Annotated in this window: 20 protein-coding genes; 2 read left to right on the top strand and 18 right to left on the bottom strand. The window is 41.7% G+C overall.

Features of this window, described 5'->3' with window-relative positions; all coding sequences use genetic code 11:
• Positions 1-121: 121 nt before the first annotated feature.
• The 8 genes from AAEZ00_RS05920 to ffh form a co-directional block, all read right to left on the bottom strand.
• Positions 122-466, bottom strand: coding sequence for a hypothetical protein (locus tag AAEZ00_RS05920; RefSeq protein WP_101034548.1), 345 nt, complete (start codon positions 464-466; stop codon positions 122-124).
• A 295-nt stretch (positions 467-761) separates the two neighbouring features.
• Positions 762-1,901 carry a bifunctional chorismate mutase/prephenate dehydrogenase gene (gene tyrA, locus AAEZ00_RS05915; RefSeq protein WP_351088437.1) on the bottom strand — a complete coding sequence of 380 codons (1,140 nt, stop codon included), beginning with the start codon at positions 1,899-1,901 and terminating at the stop codon, positions 762-764.
• 11 nt (positions 1,902-1,912) lie between these two features.
• Positions 1,913-3,004, bottom strand: coding sequence for a 3-deoxy-7-phosphoheptulonate synthase (locus AAEZ00_RS05910; RefSeq protein WP_101034546.1), 1,092 nt, complete (start codon positions 3,002-3,004; stop codon positions 1,913-1,915).
• A gap of 348 nt (positions 3,005-3,352) precedes the next feature.
• Positions 3,353-3,709 carry a 50S ribosomal protein L19 gene (gene rplS / locus AAEZ00_RS05905; protein WP_101034545.1) on the bottom strand — a complete coding sequence of 119 codons (357 nt, stop codon included), beginning with the start codon at positions 3,707-3,709 and terminating at the stop codon, positions 3,353-3,355.
• A 33-nt stretch (positions 3,710-3,742) separates the two neighbouring features.
• Positions 3,743-4,489 (bottom strand): tRNA (guanosine(37)-N1)-methyltransferase TrmD, encoded by a 747-nt coding sequence (gene trmD / locus AAEZ00_RS05900; protein ID WP_101034544.1) that lies wholly within the window; start codon positions 4,487-4,489, stop codon positions 3,743-3,745.
• Positions 4,490-4,504: 15 nt separating this feature from the next.
• A complete protein-coding gene (gene rimM, locus AAEZ00_RS05895) occupies positions 4,505-5,035 on the bottom strand; it encodes a ribosome maturation factor RimM (protein WP_101034543.1) in 531 nt (176 codons plus the stop codon).
• A 21-nt stretch (positions 5,036-5,056) separates the two neighbouring features.
• Positions 5,057-5,308: a 30S ribosomal protein S16 gene (gene rpsP / locus AAEZ00_RS05890; protein WP_101034542.1), complete on the bottom strand. Its 252-nt coding sequence runs from the start codon at positions 5,306-5,308 to the stop codon at positions 5,057-5,059.
• A gap of 229 nt (positions 5,309-5,537) precedes the next feature.
• Positions 5,538-6,911 (bottom strand): signal recognition particle protein, encoded by a 1,374-nt coding sequence (ffh, locus tag AAEZ00_RS05885; RefSeq protein WP_124012231.1) that lies wholly within the window; start codon positions 6,909-6,911, stop codon positions 5,538-5,540.
• A 281-nt stretch (positions 6,912-7,192) separates the two neighbouring features.
• Here ffh and AAEZ00_RS05880 point away from each other — a divergent pair, with 281 nt between their 5' ends.
• The gene (locus tag AAEZ00_RS05880) at positions 7,193-7,981 is read left to right on the top strand and encodes a cytochrome C assembly family protein (protein ID WP_101034541.1); all 789 of its coding nucleotides are present in this window, start codon (positions 7,193-7,195) and stop codon (positions 7,979-7,981) included.
• A gap of 153 nt (positions 7,982-8,134) precedes the next feature.
• On the top strand, positions 8,135-9,415 hold the full coding sequence (locus tag AAEZ00_RS05875) for an HlyC/CorC family transporter (protein WP_101034540.1): 1,281 nt from the start codon (positions 8,135-8,137) through the stop codon (positions 9,413-9,415).
• Positions 9,416-9,475: 60 nt separating this feature from the next.
• On the opposite strand, the gene AAEZ00_RS05870 is transcribed toward AAEZ00_RS05875, so the two are convergent.
• The 10 genes from AAEZ00_RS05870 to AAEZ00_RS05825 all read right to left on the bottom strand — a co-directional run bounded on the left by AAEZ00_RS05870 (position 9,476) and on the right by AAEZ00_RS05825 (position 18,747).
• Complete coding sequence (locus AAEZ00_RS05870) at positions 9,476-9,997, bottom strand: Mpo1 family 2-hydroxy fatty acid dioxygenase (RefSeq protein WP_124012663.1); 522 nt, start codon at positions 9,995-9,997, stop codon at positions 9,476-9,478.
• A gap of 284 nt (positions 9,998-10,281) precedes the next feature.
• Entirely contained in the window at positions 10,282-10,668 is a 387-nt protein-coding gene (gene acpS, locus AAEZ00_RS05865; RefSeq protein ID WP_124012232.1) for a holo-ACP synthase, read from the bottom strand.
• Positions 10,668-11,405: a pyridoxine 5'-phosphate synthase gene (pdxJ, locus tag AAEZ00_RS05860; RefSeq protein WP_101034537.1), complete on the bottom strand. Its 738-nt coding sequence runs from the start codon at positions 11,403-11,405 to the stop codon at positions 10,668-10,670. Before pdxJ ends, acpS begins: the two co-directional genes overlap by 1 nt.
• Positions 11,406-11,516: 111 nt before the next feature.
• Positions 11,517-12,230: a DNA repair protein RecO gene (recO, locus tag AAEZ00_RS05855; protein WP_164839450.1), complete on the bottom strand. Its 714-nt coding sequence runs from the start codon at positions 12,228-12,230 to the stop codon at positions 11,517-11,519.
• A 45-nt stretch (positions 12,231-12,275) separates the two neighbouring features.
• Positions 12,276-13,280: a GTPase Era gene (gene era / locus AAEZ00_RS05850; protein ID WP_351075957.1), complete on the bottom strand. Its 1,005-nt coding sequence runs from the start codon at positions 13,278-13,280 to the stop codon at positions 12,276-12,278.
• Entirely contained in the window at positions 13,277-13,957 is a 681-nt protein-coding gene (gene rnc, locus AAEZ00_RS05845) for a ribonuclease III (protein WP_124012235.1), read from the bottom strand. The genes era and rnc overlap by 4 nt, the downstream gene beginning before the upstream one ends.
• The gene (lepB, locus tag AAEZ00_RS05840; RefSeq protein ID WP_351088452.1) at positions 13,957-14,871 is read right to left on the bottom strand and encodes a signal peptidase I; all 915 of its coding nucleotides are present in this window, start codon (positions 14,869-14,871) and stop codon (positions 13,957-13,959) included. The genes rnc and lepB overlap by 1 nt, the downstream gene beginning before the upstream one ends.
• A gap of 188 nt (positions 14,872-15,059) precedes the next feature.
• A complete protein-coding gene (lepA, locus tag AAEZ00_RS05835) occupies positions 15,060-16,850 on the bottom strand; it encodes a translation elongation factor 4 (protein WP_101034534.1) in 1,791 nt (596 codons plus the stop codon).
• Positions 16,851-17,145: 295 nt separating this feature from the next.
• Positions 17,146-17,616: a SoxR reducing system RseC family protein gene (locus tag AAEZ00_RS05830; protein WP_351088451.1), complete on the bottom strand. Its 471-nt coding sequence runs from the start codon at positions 17,614-17,616 to the stop codon at positions 17,146-17,148.
• Positions 17,617-17,814: 198 nt separating this feature from the next.
• Entirely contained in the window at positions 17,815-18,747 is a 933-nt protein-coding gene (locus AAEZ00_RS05825; protein WP_124012237.1) for a MucB/RseB C-terminal domain-containing protein, read from the bottom strand.
• Positions 18,748-18,778: the final 31 nt, after the last annotated feature.

Raw genomic sequence — 18,778 nt, 5'->3', positions numbered from 1 at the left:
TGCCAACTTGAATAAACCCTTTTTATCGCTTTAGCCCATCTCTTACCCTAAGTTGAGGTTAAATCAACAAAATAAAATGCCGAGATATTATCTCGGCATTTTTTGTCCACATCATCTTTGCTTAAACAGCAATACCATCATTAAGGCTAATCCAGCCTTTAAAAATACGATAACTAAACCAGCTAACACCCAGTATATACATGGGTAAACTCAGCCATAATGGACTGATCCAATAACCCGCAATAAAAAATGGGCATAAACCAATAATACTCATGCGTTGCCAACGCAGATGGCTGCCCAGCACGGAATCTGGATTAACGTTTTTCTGGATCAAATTAAGCCAAAGACTCAATAATACGGGTACAAAAAATAATGGAAAAGCACTCATTAAACCATAAAGACAATGCCCTAAGGAATTATCTTCAACCTGTTGAATAGGTAGCATATTCGATGGCATCATCGACATGGGGTATCCTCCAAAGGTAACTAAGATTACCTATCTAACACGACGTTATTCACGCTATCGTGTAGCTAAACATAAGCTTTGTGTCATTATTTCGCAATATTTACACCCATTAATAATACTTCATTTAAGCCTAACTTACCTCAATTTAGGATAAAAGATGGGTTAAATTAATAAAAATGAGTCTCTTTAAAGTCGGCAATATCAAACATGCTATTTGTTCTACTAACAAGACACATTAACGCGTTAATAGCGGAGCAAAATGCTGTTTGATAAGCGTTTATAACCCGAGCAGAGGTTAACTACTTTTCATATCATTAACCGATTGCAACATGGTGCGACTTTCATGTTGGAACTGCGGCGCAAAATCACCAAACCATGCAGCGACACGTTGGAATTGCTCCACAAAGGCTTGCCTATTACCAGTTTGTAACATAATTAATGCATCACGATAATTGTCGAGATAATCACTTATCGCGTGTTGGCTACCAGGTTGCGCAAAAATAATATCGGCATAAAGCTCGGGATCTTGAGCAAATAAACGCCCAACCATGGCTAACTCTAAACGATAAATAGGGGAGCTAAACTGTAATAAATTATCAATATCAGCTTCTTCTTTACACAGGTTTACGCCATATACAAATGTTGAAAAGTGACGCATAGCTTGCACAAGTTGCATGGCTTTATCATGACGTTCAGCTTCAGCTTCGACAATACGGGCACCCCAAATCTCAATCTGTTGTAGCAACCATTGATATGCATCTTGATGACGGCCATGGCACACTACCACCACCTGTTTGGCCAGACTACCAACATCGGGGCCAAACATAGGATGCAAACCCACTACAGGGCCGCTATGGGCGGCTAACATTGCCGCTAAAGGGGCTTCTTTAATAGAAGTGAGATCAGCCAGAATACAATTTTCAGGCAATTGGGTTAACTTGTCGCGGATCACCTCGCAGGTCACATTAATAGGTACGGTAACAATGACCAGTCCAGCACCATCAAAAATAGCGGCGGAATCTTGCCAATCATTTTTATCAATACATTTCACTTCATAATCGGAGAGAACTAACATTTGGCTGAATAACTGCCCAAGTTTGCCCTGCCCACCCACCACCACTACATGGCCAAGATCTTGCTTAATCTGCTTAAACCCCACATCTTTCTCATTTAGGTAAGATTCACGCATAAGTCGACGCAGTATATCTTCGATTAATTGAGGCGAGATATTCATGCTTTGCGCTTCATCTCGACGTTTCGCTAACATCGATGCTTCGCGCTGTGGCGCATAGATGGGCACACCTGCCGAGTGCTTTACCGCACCAACCTGTGCCACTAAATCGAGGCGTTTACGTAATAAATGCAGTAATTGTTGATCAACGCCATCAATTAAATCACGAAGATGTTCTAAGCCTGCTGTGGTTTTTTCGTTCATGTGTTTATCCATTAACCGTTGACAACCTGCAGCGTCTCAAAACGCGTTGGTAATACTGCAGACAACTGGCTAGCGCCTTGTTTTAAAATGATTTCAGTAGTTTCCCAGTCAATGCATGCGTCAGTCACAGAAACACCATACTTAAGTTCAGCAAGGGGTTTGTCTGCACTTTGATTACCAGCATTTAGGTTACTTTCCAGCATAACACCGATAATCGATTTATTACCTGCTTCAATTTGGTTAAATACATCTTCACAAACGTTTTTTTGACGTTGATGATCTTTTGATGAATTGCCATGGCTACAATCAACAACTAAACGCGCACTGAGATTAGCTTTATGAATTTGAGCTTCGCTCACAGCAACACTGTCAGCATCATAATTAGGGGTTAAGCCACCACGTAAAATAATGTGACCGTCAGGATTACCGGCGGTTTGCAGTAACGCAACTTGACCGTCTTGATTAATCCCCATAAAGCGATGGCTACTGGCGGCTGATTTAAGTGCATTTATCGCCACTTCTAACTTACCATCGGTACCATTTTTAAAACCAACAGGCATAGACAGACCTGAAGCCATTTCACGGTGAGTTTGCGATTCTGTGGTTCTGGCGCCAATCGCAGACCACGTAATCAACTCAGATAAATACTGTGGACTGATGGGATCAAGTGCTTCGGTCGCAATAGGTAACTCTAATTCTGCAAGCCAAATCATAAGCTCACGGGCCATTCTGAGTCCTTTTTCCACATCGAATGACTCATCCATATCAGGATCATTGATTAACCCTTTCCAACCAACGGTTGTGCGCGGTTTCTCAAAATACACTCGCATTAAGATGTAAAAGTCATCGCTGAGTTCATCATGTAACTTTTTAAGTTTTAATGCATACTCTTTTGCCGCTGCAATATCGTGAATAGAACAAGGGCCTGTCACCACAAGCACACGATTATCACGTTTGTGAACAATATCCGACACTTGCTTACGCGCGTTAAGAATATATTGATAAGCATGAGTTGATAATGGAAGTTCTTGCTTTAACTCTGCAGGAGTCACTAGCACTTGCTCTGAACTAATGTGCACATTATTAATGGTATCTTGTTGCATACTTATCACTCTCTTTTGACGACTGACCAAAGGTCACTAATAGATTTATTTTTTAGGTATTGGATCGTTCAAATCGTACCTTTGTAACGCTACACCATTACACCTTAGATGCAACTATGCCTGTAGCAATGAATGAGATCAAGGCTTATTTAGCCAAAGCGTAAATAATCACTTAATCACTGATATATTAATCAAATTATTTAAGCACTAAGCTGTAGCCTAGTTTATTTTCCGCTCCTGGCGCTTTTTTCGCTTTCTCGATTTTACATTTTTAAAAGCGCCACAAACAAAAACCCGCCTTTCGGCGGGTTGTTGTGCGAACACTGCATCTTTATTCTGTATCGGTAACTATTTTTTAGTTGCCAATTTTTCACGGATACGTGCAGACTTACCTGAACGCTCACGTAAATAGTACAGTTTCGCACGACGTACACGTCCGCGACGCTTAACTTCGATGCTAGCAATTAATGGGCTGTGCGTCTGGAAAGCACGCTCAACACCTGTGCCATTAGAGGTTTTACGTACTGTGAATGCAGAATGCAAACCACGGTTACGCTTAGCGATTACCACACCTTCAAAAGCTTGAAGACGATCTTTCTCACCTTCGCTTACACGTACTTGAACCACTACTGTATCACCAGCACCAAATTCAGGTACATCTGTTTTCATTTGCTCATCGTTGAGCATTTTAATGATGTTGTTCATAATTACTCCATCCTAGTATTAACTGAGCATTGACTATGCGGACTTGTCCGTTTCATTCACGAACTGCGCTAATAAAGTCGTTTGTTCGTCAGTCAGAGCTAGATTTTCAAATAATTCTGGTCGCCTCAAAAAAGTTCTTCCGATACTTTGTTGTAGACGCCAAAGTCTAATTTTTTCGTGGTCACCGCTTAATAGCACTGCAGGTACGTCAAGACCATCCAATAGTTCAGGGCGAGTATAATGAGGGCAATCCAGTAAACCATCAGAGAAAGAATCTTGCTCTGCTGACGCTTGCTTACCTAGTACACCGGGTACTAAACGAGCCACTGAATCGATTAACGTCATTGCCGGTAATTCACCACCCGAAAGTACGTAATCACCGATTGACCATTCTTCATCTACTTCTGTTTGAATAATGCGCTCATCAACACCTTCGTATCGACCACACACTAAAATCAAACGTTCTGATTTAGCTAACTCAGTGACGCCTTGTTGATCCAGCTTGCGTCCCTGAGGAGACAGATAAATCACTTTTGCCCTATCACCTGCAGCTGCTTTAGCTGCATGGATAGCATCACGCAAGGGCTGCACCATCATCAACATACCAGGTCCACCACCATAAGGTCGGTCATCCACAGTATTATGTCTATCATGGGTGAAATCTCGAGGATTCCACGTTTGCAACTCAAGCAGGCCGTTTTTCACGGCTCGACCCGTGACCCCAAAGTCTGTAACAGCACGAAACATCTCTGGAAACAGGGTGATTACCCCTAACCACATATGTTGTACCTCGACTTAGAAGTCAGGATCCCAATCCACTAAAATCTGTTTCCCTTGCAGATCCACCTGTTTGATGAACTGCTCAGGGACAAAGGGGATCATACGTTCCGCTTTGCCGAAGGCATCTTTGGCATTAGCTTTAACCAGTAATACGTCGTTTGATCCTGTTTCCACGATCTGCTCAACAATACCCATGTTATAGCCGTTTATATTGGTCACTTCGCAGCCAATAAGATCACGATGATAGAATTCACTATCATCGAGTTCTTTCATTTGCTCAGGGTTGATCGCAATTTCACAATTCGTGAGCATTTGCGCATCTTCTCTGGTAGCGACACCTTCAAGTTCAGCCACAACAGCTTTACCTTGAAAACGCCACTGAGCGACCTTAACTTCACGCCAAACGCCTTGTTCTTTTATTAGCCAAGGCGAATAATCGAAAATACCTTCAACAGAATCGGTATAGGAAGTGATTTTTAGCCAACCTTTAATACCATGACTGGAGCCTAATTTACCCAGTACAACGAGTTCTTGGTTACTACTCATCTATCTATACCTTATACGCGATTAAGCAGTAGCTTTACGCGCGTCTTTAATCAGTTTTGCAACACGCTCAGATGTTGCAGCGCCAGTAGCAACCCAGTGCTCAACACGATCAAGATCTAAACGTAACGTTTCTTCTTGGCCACGAGCCAATGGATTGAAGAAACCTACACGTTCGATGAAACGACCGTCACGAGCATTGCGGCTATCAGCAACAACGATATTATAAAATGGACGCTTTTTTGCGCCGCCACGAGCCAAACGAATGGTGACCATGCGTTTTATTCCTCTAATGATTTGCTAGAAGCAAAAATAAAAACTGGAACTCCGTGTTCGCGAAGAGTTCCAGAAAGAAAGCGGGAAGATTTTACCTGACTTTTGAACTAATGCAACCAAATCTGATGTTTTTTAACTCACCAGTTTTGTTGCAATAAAGTCAACAGCATAACCTAACCTACTGATTGAATTTAAGATTAACTAATTTTGTACTTGAAAGATGCTGATATTATCGACCAGGTAACTTCATTCCTGGAGGTAACATTCCGCTCATTCCGCGCATCATCTTCTTCATTCCACCTTTTGCAGACATTTTTTTCATCATTTTCTGCATTTGGGTAAATTGCTTCAACAAGCGGTTTACATCTTGAATTTGAGTCCCAGAACCTAAGGCGATTCTACGTTTACGAGATCCTTTAATCAAATCTGGATTTTTACGTTCTTTAAATGTCATCGAATTAATGATGGCTTCCATTTGTCCAGTCATCTTACCGTCTTGAACTTGAGCCAATGCCTCTGGTGGTAATTGCCCCACACCAGGAAGCTTCTCAATCATGTTCATCATTCCGCCCATGTTTTTCATTTGCTGTAATTGCTCACGAAAATCTTCTAAGTCGAAACTGCCACCTGATTTCACTTTTGAAGCCAATTTCATCGCTTTGTCTTTATCGACGCCACGTTCAACTTCTTCAATTAAAGACAGTACATCACCCATACCTAAAATGCGTGAAGCAATTCGGTCAGGATGGAAAGGTTCTAATTCATCGGTTTTTTCACCGACACCTAGAAATTTAATCGGCTTACCCGTGATACTGCGAATAGATAATGCAGCACCACCACGAGCGTCGCCATCAACTTTGGTCAAGATGACACCCGTTAAAGGCAACGTTTCATTGAATACTTTAGCCGTATTAGCCGCGTCTTGCCCCGTCATCGCATCAACGACGAATAACGTCTCAACAGGATTGACAGTGGCATGCAGCTGTTTGATCTCATCCATCATGGCTTCATCAACATGCAGACGACCCGCTGTATCGACAATCACCACATCAATGAATTTTAATTTTGCATAGCTTATTGCTGCTTTAGCAATATCAACGGGTTTTTGGCTAACATCAGACGGAAAGAACTCAACTTCAACCTCTGCGGCTAATGTTTCAAGCTGTTTAATCGCCGCTGGACGATAAACGTCAGCACTCACCACAAGTACAGATTTCTTATGACGTGTGCGTAAAAACTTACCTAATTTGGCAACCGACGTTGTTTTACCCGCGCCTTGAAGACCCGCCATCATGATCACAGCCGGTGGTATTGCCGCTAAGTCGAGGGCTTCATTCGACTCACCCATGGCTTTTTCAAGTTCGTTTTGAACAATTTTTATAAAAGCTTGCCCTGGGCTTAAGCTTTTTGACACCTCTTGTCCTACAGCGCGTTCTTTTACGCTGTTAACAAAATCCCTAACAACAGGCAAAGCGACATCCGCCTCAAGTAGCGCCATACGCACTTCACGCAGGGTTTCTTTAATGTTGTCTTCTGTTAAGCGACCACGGCCACTAATGTTTTTTAGTGTGCTTGACAGTCTGTCAGATAAATTTTCAAACATTGGCGGCTCTTTAAGCATATCAATAATTGAGCCCATTATACCCAAGCCACTCTAAATTACGATACTTGCAACACGAAGAACTTAAACACTAATCAACTTTACGTAAATTAATTGCCCCTAAAGGCAGGAAACTGTTAAATTTTGCGTCTTAGGTCACTGCCATATTAGGCCATGATCATGTTAATCTAATACAAATAATGAAAATGTGATGCTTTGGTAGTATTGTTCAACCATCAGGGCGCAGTTTTTCAGCATTAACTACTATGATAGGTTGATTCTAAATGGTTATTTTTTCAGCGGCAGCTATGCTTTTTTACTGCTTAGCGTTAGTTTTAGTGACGAGCCGACTTTTTCACGTAAAAGGGCCGAATCGTAAAGCTGTCATGGTGGCTTCTGGTATTGCCGTTATCATGCATGGTTTTGCACTTTCAAATGCAATTTTTACCGTCGATGGACAAAATTTTAGTTTAACCAATGTGATTTCATTGGTTAACTGGATTATTGCATTAACGTTTACCATTACGATGCCGAAACTTAAAGTCATCATTGTTGTACCCGTTGTTTACGCCTGCTCAATTTTATCGGTAGCGCTTTTATGGTTACTACCACCGCAATATATTATTCATTTTGATTTGCACCCTGAAATTCTGGCTCATATTATTTTATCACTCATGGCTTACAGTGCTTTGATGATAGCGGCAATGTACGCCATTCAACTGTGGTTAATCCAAAATAAACTTAAGAAAAAGCAGATGATGATGAGCCCTGCAATGCCGCCATTAATGACGGTAGAAAAACAGCTTTACCATCTCATCATTATTGGATTTATTTTATTGAGCTTGTCACTCGTGACTGGGTTTATATTTTTAGACGATATGTTTGGCGACGGTAAAGGGCATAAGGCCATATTATCCATGATCGCTTGGATCGTTTACGCGATTATGTTGTGGCAACAATATACTGTTGGCTGTAGAATCCGTACCGCAGTGATATATAGTCTCTCTGGCGCTAGCTTACTTTCACTGGCTTATTTTGGTGCGAGAATTGTTAAAGAGTTGATATTAAACTAATTTTAACCGTTTATAAGTTCATTAACTTATTCTATTGTATTGATAGATTAACAAGATAACTTGACACTAACGGCCAATAATAAATAATGGCCGTTAAATTAATGACAATTCGGCCTGTTGGTCAATTTCACACCACTTCATGGGGCCCCTTTTTTGGACGCTATATCTACCAGCGCACTCCTTATATTCCTTTTGGTTTTAATCGTAATGTCTGCATACTTTTCCGGCTCGGAAACTGCAATGATGAGCCTCAACCGTTACCGCTTACGACACCTTGCGGCTAATGGACACAAAGGCGCGATTCGTGCGTTAAAAATGCTTGATCGCCCTGACCGACTCATCGGGCTCATTCTCATCGGTAATAACCTGGTTAATATTCTGGCATCGGCAATAGCAACGATTATTGGAATGCGTTTATTTGGCGATATGGGCGTTGCGATTGCAACCGGTGTATTGACCCTTGTGATACTGGTGTTTGCTGAAGTGACACCAAAAACATTTGCCGCTTTGCACCCTGAACGTATTGCATTCCCCTCGAGCATTCTATTAGGTTGGTTATTAATCTTGCTGTCACCATTAGTGAAGGCAATCAACCTAATTACTACGATATTTTTACGTTTGATGGGTATAAAAACCGTCAAAACAAATGATGCATTAAGCCAAGAAGAACTGCGCACCGTTGTGCATGAGGCCGGCGCGCTCATCCCACAGCGTCACCAAGAAATGTTACTGTCGATTTTAGATTTAGAAAAAGTCACTGTCGAAGACATTATGATTTCACGCTCAGATATTTATGCCATTAACGTCAATGACGATTTTAAGTTGATTAATAAGCAAGTGGTGCAAAGTCCGCACACCAGAGTACTGGTGTATCGAGACAATATTGATGATGCTGTAGGATTTATTCATTTACGTGATGCATTGCGCTTGCAATCAAAAGAACAATTCAGCAAGTCATCATTATTACGTGCGGTCAAAGAATTGTACTTTATTCCTGAAGGCACACCACTAAACGTACAATTGACTAATTTCCAACAAAATAAAGAACGCATTGGGCTTGTTGTCGATGAATACGGTGATATTCAGGGTTTAGTAACCTTGGAAGATATTCTGGAAGAGATTGTCGGTGACTTTACAACCTCGATGCTTAGCACTGCCAGTGAAGACATTAATATCCAGCAAGATGGTAGTTTCATCATTGATGCCACGATTAACATTCGTGATCTTAATAAAGAAATGAAATGGAACTTGCCGATTGATGGTCCCAAAACCTTAAACGGTCTGATTATTGAATTCCTCGAAGAGATCCCAGTAGCAAATACTAGTTTACGCATAGTTGATTATCAAATAGATGTCATCGATGTTGCGGATAATATGATTAAAACAGTCAGAGTGTTACCGAGTAATTTACAGCTCATTGATGATAACGAATAGGTTATCACTTATAAAAAAGGCGCAGCATGCGCCTTTTTTATTGCGGTTAATGCCTCATCGCTAACGATGACGTTTAGCCTCCAACGCACGGCGTTTTTCATGTGCTATTGGGGTTATTTCGGCGGCTAACTCTTTTTCCAAACCTAGCATAAAATACAATTCTGCCATCAAGAAAAATGGTCCTATCAGTAGTTGATTGAGATCATCCATAAAAGCAGGCTTAGCTTTTTCAAACTTATGGCCAATGAACTGAATAATCCAACCGATCACAAAAATACCCATGGCAATCATAAATGGGTGTGAAGTATGAACAACCTGCTCGGTGGTATATAACACCGGCAAAATAAACAAGACTAGACCAAGTGCTAAGCGCATGTGAAGCGCCATGTAGTAGCACAACACCACCACAGCTAATATCATCGCTAGACTGACTTGATAATCTTGCCATGCAAAGCGAAGTGTCCCCAGCATTAGAAATGCCGACCAAACAATCATCGGCACACCAACAAAATGCGTCTTTATATTTTGTGGGTTTAAGTGCACACTTTTATAAGTTGAAAGTTGTTCTACTGCCGATTTCATCATTGCTCCATATCTTTATGATTATCACGAATATCCAAGCTCATATAAATGTCCCTATTCGATACTAATGTTAATTTAGCTTATTTACTGAGTAAATAACATCATAAAACATTTGTCGCTTAACCTTGATGCAGGCTTAGATTTATCCCTGAAGATTTGAGACTGAAGATTTAACACTGAAGATTTAGGGCTGAAGATTGACTAAGATTACTGCGGATGGCAGCTATGGGAATGGTTAATTTCTAGGCGGTTCATTGTTAACGATAGTTAGTCAGCCGATGGCGCTAATCAGCTGACTCTAAAATGACGGTTGCGATGGCATAATGTTTTTCATCAGCAATAGACAAGTGACCTTTTACACCACCTAACAAAGCTAACCTTTTGGCAGCCCCCTCAGTGAAGGTCACCAAAGGTGCACCATATTCATCATTGCTGGTGTGAATATGCTGGAATGATACGCCACGTCCAATCCCAGTACCTAAGGCTTTGGCAGCAGCTTCTTTAGCAGCAAAACGCTTAGCAAGGTAACGCTCCGGTAATGTAGAAGCGCAATACACAGCTAACTCAGCTTGCGTTAACACCCTTTTGGCCAGTTTGTCACCCAAGCGAGTTTGTTGCTCGCGAATGCGCTCTATCTCAACAATATCAGTCCCAATTCCCACAATGGCCATTACTCGCCTCTACGCCCAGCTTGCATCAATGCTTTCATGTCTCTAACGGCAGTGTCTAAGCCATCAATTGCCGCCCTTGCTATGACAGCATGACCAATATTAAGCTCATAAAGCTCTGGTATTGCCGCAATCGCTTTAACATTATGGTAATGCAAACCATGACCGGCATTGACGACCAATCCTTGGCTATGGGCATACTTTGCCATTTCGATGATACGAGCTAATTCAACAGCCTGTTGTGCATCGGTTTTGGCATCTGCATAACAACCCGTATGAATTTCGATATAGGGTGCACCAGAAGCAACGGCGGCATCAATCTGGCTTTTATCAGCATCGATAAACAATGACACTTTAATGCCTGCTGCGGCTAAACGGATGACGGCTAAACTAACCTTCTCTAACTGACCAGCAACATCAAGACCACCTTCAGTCGTCAGCTCTGCACGCTTCTCTGGCACTAAACAAGCGTAAGCAGGTTTTATATCACAGGCAATGGCGATCATTTCTTCCGTGACAGCAAACTCAAAGTTCATTCGCGTTTTCAATGTTTTTGCTAACAAATACACATCACGATCTTGAATATGACGTCGGTCCTCACGTAGATGTATAGTAATGCCATCTGCACCAGCATGCTCTGCCACTGCCGCGGCGTGCACCGGATCGGGGTAGTGAGTACCGCGAGCCTGACGCAGTGTCGCGATATGATCGATGTTAATGCCTAACAGTATTCCGCTCACATCGAGCTCCTTAAGGTAATAAATAACACAATAACGACATATGCTCACCAAGGTTTAGACACGAATGAGATCGTGCTCGGTTTGCGTATTCAGTTTACGAAATTCTCTATACTAATCGGCTTTCTTAGCGAACAATTGCCTACTTAATAGTGGCTTATTACCCAGCAATGGCGTCAGTAAATACCGCATTAACCCTTTGGCTTGATTAAACTGTTCAGGTTGTAAATCTTGCGATGCCAATGCTAGCAACATTGAGCCAGATAAACAGCCTTTGCCATGAGAAAAAGATGACGCTTGGGTTGTTACCACAGGGATAAAACCACTTTGTGCAATAAACCGATAGTGACAACGGCAATCTAATGAGTCACCTTGAGTGTCATGGGCAAGAGATGGCAATGCACCTAGCTCTAATAACAGTGCCATTTCAAAATAACGCAGGTGACTTGAGCAAAACTGTTTGGCTAACGCCAGTAACGCACGGTGATAGTCTAAAAATAACCCTTCAGCTTGGTGTTCCACCGATAATAGACGAACCAATAACTCGTTTAGATAAAAACCAGAATACAGACTATTACCACTTAAAGGTATAGCTGGTGCTGCTGATTCAATTTGGGTAATGGTTTTTAAACCTAGGTTTCTGGCTTCCGATTGAGCACTAAATTGGATTATTAGCGGTTGAAAAGGTTGTAAAATACTTTTAATCGACCGTTTACCTGAACCGACTCGAGTGATGGCATCGACACGTCCAACGCCCTCGACCAGCAAATTAACAATCACGCTCGATTCTCGAAATTGACGATGATGAAGCACATAGCCACGTTTCATGGTGGCCATGCCTAAAAGCAAATAATCAAAAATACTAAAGACGATTTAGTCTTCGCCATAACCTAGACTTCTCAATGCGCGTTCGTCATCAGCCCAGCCAGATTTCACTTTCACCCATACCTCAAGAAACACTTTATTATCAAATAATTTTTCCATGTCGAGTCGGGCTTGAGTGGCAATAGTCCGAATTCGCTCACCTTTATTACCAATGACCATACGTTTTTGGCCTTCACGTTCAACTAAAATCAACGCGTTGATTTGGTAAACACCATTTTCCATCATTTTAAACTGTTCAATTTCTACTGTCGCATCATATGGCAGTTCGTCGCCTAGAAAACGCATCAGTTTTTCACGGACAATTTCTGATGCCATAAATCGTTGCGAGCGATCAGTCACATAATCTTCAGGGAAGTAAAATGGCGCTGCAGGTAATGATTCTCGTGCCATATCTAAAATGCGCTGCACGTTGGTGCCTTTGGTGGCTGATATTGGCAAAATCTCATCAAAATCAAACTTTTTAGCCAATTCAGTTAAATAAGGGAATAATGATTCTTTATCTTTAATATTATCAACTTTATTAATGGCTAAGATGATTTTACGATCATCATTACGATGTTGGATTTTTTGTAACACCATCTCATCATCGGCAGTCCACGTCATGCCATCCACAACAAAAATAACCATAGCAACATCGGCTAATGAACTGGCAGCAGCACGATTCATTAAGCGGTTAATCGCGCGTTTTTCTTCAATGTGCAGGCCTGGGGTATCAATAAATACAATTTGACTTGGGCCATTAGTATGAATGCCCATAATACGATGACGAGTCGTTTGGGGTTTTTTCGACGTGATACTGACTTTTTGGCCAAGTAACTTGTTTAAAAGAGTCGATTTTCCCACATTAGGACGACCGACAATGGCTACCATGCCACAATAGGTCACATCGTATTTCGCCGTGGCGATTGGTGCTGCTTGGTTCATCCTTGCCAGCAGTTCATCTAAGCTAGGTTCTTGGCTATCACCTGCTGGCAAGTCTGTTTTCTTGATCATTTATTCAGTAGCTCCAATACCTGAGCTGCAGCAAGCTGCTCAGCTTTTCTTCTTGAACTTGCCACACCAGTGACAACTTTATCTAATTCACTAATTCGACATTCTACCGTAAAGGTTTGGTCATGAGCTTCACCGTCTACCGCTACAACTTGGTAATCAGGTAATGGCTTTTTAAAACCTTGTAGGTGTTCTTGCAAAATTGTCTTCGGATCTTTTTGATTAATACCCGGTTTTATCTCAGCTAAACGCTCTTTATACCATGATAGTAATAGCTTACGGCAAACTTCAATATCAGCATCGAGGTAGACCGCACCAATAATGGCTTCTACTGCATCAGCTAAAATAGATTCGCGTCTAAAGCCACCACTTTTGAGCTCACCTGGGCCTAAATACAAATAATCACCCAGTTTGAATTCTATGGCAATTAATGTCAGCGTGTCACCTTTAACCAAGGTGGCGCGCATGCGGCTTAAATCACCTTCAGTCGCCTTTGGAAACTGATGATACAAGGCATCTGAAATGGCTATCGACAAAATCGAATCGCCTAAAAACTCTAAACGCTCATTATGTTTATTTGCTGCGCTACGATGTGTTAGTGCTTGGATAAGTAATTCAATATTACTAAATTCATAACCTAAAGTACGGCACAAACGCGGCAAATTTTTAATGGGTTCCATCAATGTATTCCACCTACTCTATCAAAACGCACGCCGGTCGGTACCCACGTCGGTAACCAATCACTCGGCTTACTATCAAATTCAAAACTAATCCAAATGGCGACAGCTTTTCCGACAAGATTTTCTTCCGGTACAAAGCCCCAAAAACGACTATCGGTACTGTTATCGCGATTATCACCCATCGCAAAATACATGCCTTTTGGCACCAAAAACTCACCCACAGGAAGGCCAGCTTGAGGATAAAAGTGTTGTCTAAAATCAGGACGTGACGGGTTCATCAAAATATCATGCTTAACGTCGCCTAATTGCTCACTTAACCGAATAAGCGGCACATTATCCTGGCTAAACTCACCCCGATTAATTTCAGTATGAGCAATGACTCTTGGTGCTAGGCAATCGATGCCTGTGTCACACGGACCTTGGATCATTAACTGTTTATTACGGTAAATAATTTTGTCACCCGGCAATCCGACTACACGCTTTATATAGTCAATTTTTGGGTTTTCTGGGTATTTAAAGACAAAAACATCGCCGCGTTCTGGCTCACCAATTTCAACGAGTTTACTGCGCCATACTGGATCGCGTAACCCATAACTAAACTTCTCTACCAGAATAAAATCCCCCACCAACAATGTTGGCATCATAGAACCCGATGGGATTTGAAATGGCTCATAAATAAATGACCGTAAAATCATCACAAACGCGATCACCGGAAAAATAGAATGCGCAGTTTCAACTAGCACAGGTTCACGAATGATTTTATCGATGGCATCGGCACTCAACTCCGTCGAATTGGCATGTGCAACTAATAAATTTTCACGGCGTTTAGGCGCGAAAAAAACCACATCAATTAACCAAATAAGACCGCTGACTAAGGTTACGAGCACTAAAATAAGCGAAAAATAGGCTGCCATTACTAATTTATCTCCTGCTGGGTGTGTTGGATCCATATGGCTTGAGCCAAGGCTTAGAATAACTCAATCAAGTATGGTGATAAACGTATAAACATTCACCCAGTTGAGTGTTACATAATATATCGTGAAAATAACGATAACGCCGCAATACGCGGCGTTATTCTGCACATTAACTTAATTAATTATTATTAATTATTTAGCTTCAGAACTGCTAAAAATGCCTCTTGTGGCACCTCAACGTTACCGACTTGCTTCATGCGCTTTTTACCTTCTTTCTGCTTGTTAAGCAGTTTTTTCTTGCGCGATACGTCGCCGCCATAACACTTAGCGGTAACGTCTTTACGCAATGCTTTAATGCTTGAACGAGCGATAATCTGACTGCCAACAGCAGCCTGAATCGCAATATCAAACATTTGTCGAGGGATCAGCTCTTTCATCTTATCAACCAAAGCTAAACCACGATGACGAATATTACTGCGGTGAATAATCATCGCTAACGCATCAACACGATCGCTGTTGATTAAAATATCTAATCGCACCATGTCCGCAGGTTCAAAGTGAATAAAGTTATACTCTAATGATGCATAACCACGACTCGTTGACTTAAGACGGTCAAAGAAATCCATGACCACTTCAGCCATCGGTAAGTGATAAGTAACCGCCACTTGATTACCGTGATATACCATATTAGTTTGTGAACCACGCTTTTCAATACACAAGGTAATCACGTTACCTAAGTACTCTTTTGGCACTAATATATTGGCTTCAACAATCGGTTCACGAATTTCTTCGATGTTGTTCAGCGCAGGTAAATCCGATGGATTATCAACATAAACAGTTTCACCACTGTTCATAATAACTTCGTAAACTACGGTGGGAGCTGTGGTGATCAAATCGAGATCGTATTCGCGCTCTAAGCGCTCCTGCACAATCTCCATGTGGAGTAGACCAAGGAAACCGATACGGAAACCAAAACCTAACGCGGAGGATGTTTCAGGTTCAAAAAACAGTGATGCGTCATTTAAACTTAATTTATTCAACGCATCGCGGAAGCTCTCATATTCATCGGTAGAGATTGGGAATACACCGGCATAAACCTGCGGCTTAACGCGCTTAAACCCAGGTAAAGGTTTATCTGCACCATTTTTTGCATGGGTCAAGGTATCGCCCACTGGCGCACCATGAATTTCTTTAATACCAGAAATCACATAACCCACTTCACCGGCACGAAGCTCTGTTTTGTCTTTTTCTTTTGGTGTAAAAATCCCGATGCGATCGGCGTTATAGTTTTGTCCTGTGGACATCACTTTGAATTTGTCACCTTTCTTAAGTACGCCATTCTTAATACGGACTAAAGACACGACACCCTGATATGCATCAAACCATGAGTCGACAATCAGCGCTTGTAATGGTGCAGTCTCATCACCCTCTGGAGGTGGAATTTTGGCAATAATTTCTTCTAATACTAAATCAACACCCACCCCTGTCTTTGCCGAGCAACGCACTGCATCGATGGCTGCAATACCAACAATATCTTCAATTTCAGCGGCGACACGGTCAGGTTCAGCCTGAGGTAAGTCAATTTTGTTTAATACTGGAACAACGTCCAAATTCATCTCTAGTGCGGTATAGCAGTTTGCTAATGTCTGAGCTTCTACGCCTTGACCAGCATCAACTACTAACAATGCACCTTCACAAGCAGCCAGAGAGCGTGAAACTTCATAAGAAAAGTCTACGTGGCCAGGTGTATCAATGAAGTTAAGTAGATAAGTTTTACCATCTTTTGCATGGTAATCTAGGGTGACACTTTGGGCTTTAATCGTAATGCCACGCTCACGTTCTAGATCCATTGAATCTAAAACCTGTGCAGCCATTTCACGGTCAGTTAAGCCGCCACATACCTGAATAAGGCGATCGGATAAAGTTGATTTACCATGGTCGATATGGGCAATAATCGAGAAGTTTCTAATGTGTTTCATTATGCTGCAATGACTACTACTAAAATGATGAAAATTAAGGTGACAAAGTGTACCTGATTAGGGGGGTAATACCAATCAGATTAATTAATAGTATCTGTTTGGGTATATTTATTGGTCATAAAAAGCAGTTTTTAAGCATCTCTTGATGGGATTAATGGCTAGATCAGCATACTCTTAGTTCGATTGAGCAGAATGCTAGTGCGATTGAGCAGTATGCCTATCGTTAATGATCATTCAAACTGCACCGAAAATATATCGTCGTAATATCTGATGAACAATCACTAATGAACCATGACTAACGAGTCGCGCTAATAATCCCTACTTCTTGGCCTAAATAGGTGATGATCACAGGCGTAGCGAGTGCTTCAAGTTGGGTAGCAAAGTGTTTGCCGACAAACCATGCTACCAACGCCCCTGAAGCCCCAAAAGCCATTGCAAAACCATTGGTACTTAGCCCTAAACCCGCGGCCAGCATATGCCCAATAATGGCCGATAGAAACATGCCTAATAATGGCAACAAATAGACTAATGCAGCCGCCTTGATGATCACACTTTCAGGCAAGCCAATTTTAAGCAAATCACCGCTACGGCAAGGTTTCTCACTGGGTAATGAAAAACGCTGAGTATGAACCGAAAAGGCCTTGGCGATGGTTGAAGTACCGCAATTTTCACTGCTGGCACAATGATTACAAGCACTTTTTAATTCTACTTCAACGGTGACCCAGCCTTGTTGATAATCAACCACGCGGGCAATTTCTTCCATCATTGCAGAAGTAGATGACTCAGATATATGCTTATTCATTTAACACACTCGACCAATAAATATGTTGGTATTTTAGCACAATGACCATCATTGGCTAAGTCAGTTTATGCCTAAGCTATATCGCTCATGGCTCATCATAAAAACACGTAAGCCGCAACACAATAGCATCATGTCACGGCTTACAAATCAATAAGCTAAGGTTTATTTCAACACTAAACTATTGGCAATTTTGTCTAAGGTCTCTGAAGGCACTTTACCAATAGCAACCACCTCAAGCGTACCGACTTTAACAACGACCATAGATAACCCATTACGAATAAGTAATTCATTCGGCATTGGATTGTCTCCCGCTCGCGCAACATAAACAGAAATATTAGCCAATCCGTCTGTTAAGGCAACATACTCAACGGGCTCGTGACTACCAATCAACCGATGATGATCGCGAACAACGACATCAAATCCTTCTGGTAACCAAGTAAATTGCCAGTTTTTGCCATCAGTGCGTTCCGCTTGGTTCATTACTGCTGGCCACTCTTGCTTTGCGGCTTCAATTAAAATTTTCGCAGGCTCGGCTAATTCAATCAGCTCAATGACCATGGTTTGTTCAAGTAATTGTTTGTCTTTATTAAGGGTATCAAAACGTAATGGCAGATAAGTGTCCATATCGATCCACACTTGAGCGTCATAACGATTATCATCATTAGCCAATAAACGGATCATTTGCCCAGGGCGTCCAGCAATACGTCCGCGGCCACCTTTTACAAATTGGTAGCCTTTTTCGAGCTGGTGTAAGTCTCCCGCTAAAGCAGCAGGCCAAATCCCCTGAATACGAGGGGCTTGAACGCTATAAGCCGATTGGTCATGTTCTATAAACGTAACCGTATTACCCACTCTAACAGCACTTTTAGGCGGGCCATTTAGGTATTCAAGTAATGCGATTTCTTTATTATCGACAATGCCATGAATGTAAACAAGCGGACGAATATGATCGGCTTGTAGCTGAATAATAGAGGTTTTAAATTGCTTAACGCGCATTGCTTGGCTCATATTATTAAGCCAAGCTTTAGCAGATAAATCATCTTCAGCGTGTGTTGGAAAGGTTAACACTAACAGTGCTAGCAGGATAAGGCGCAAGCTAACTCCTAAAATGGTAAGACAAGGTTTC

Source organism: Shewanella sp. S1-49-MNA-CIBAN-0167 (assembly GCF_040310145.1).
Classification (GTDB): Bacteria; Pseudomonadota; Gammaproteobacteria; order Enterobacterales; family Shewanellaceae; genus Shewanella; species Shewanella psychromarinicola.
Note: the sequence above shows the minus strand (reverse complement) of the source record. Positions and strands in the feature narration are given on the sequence as shown.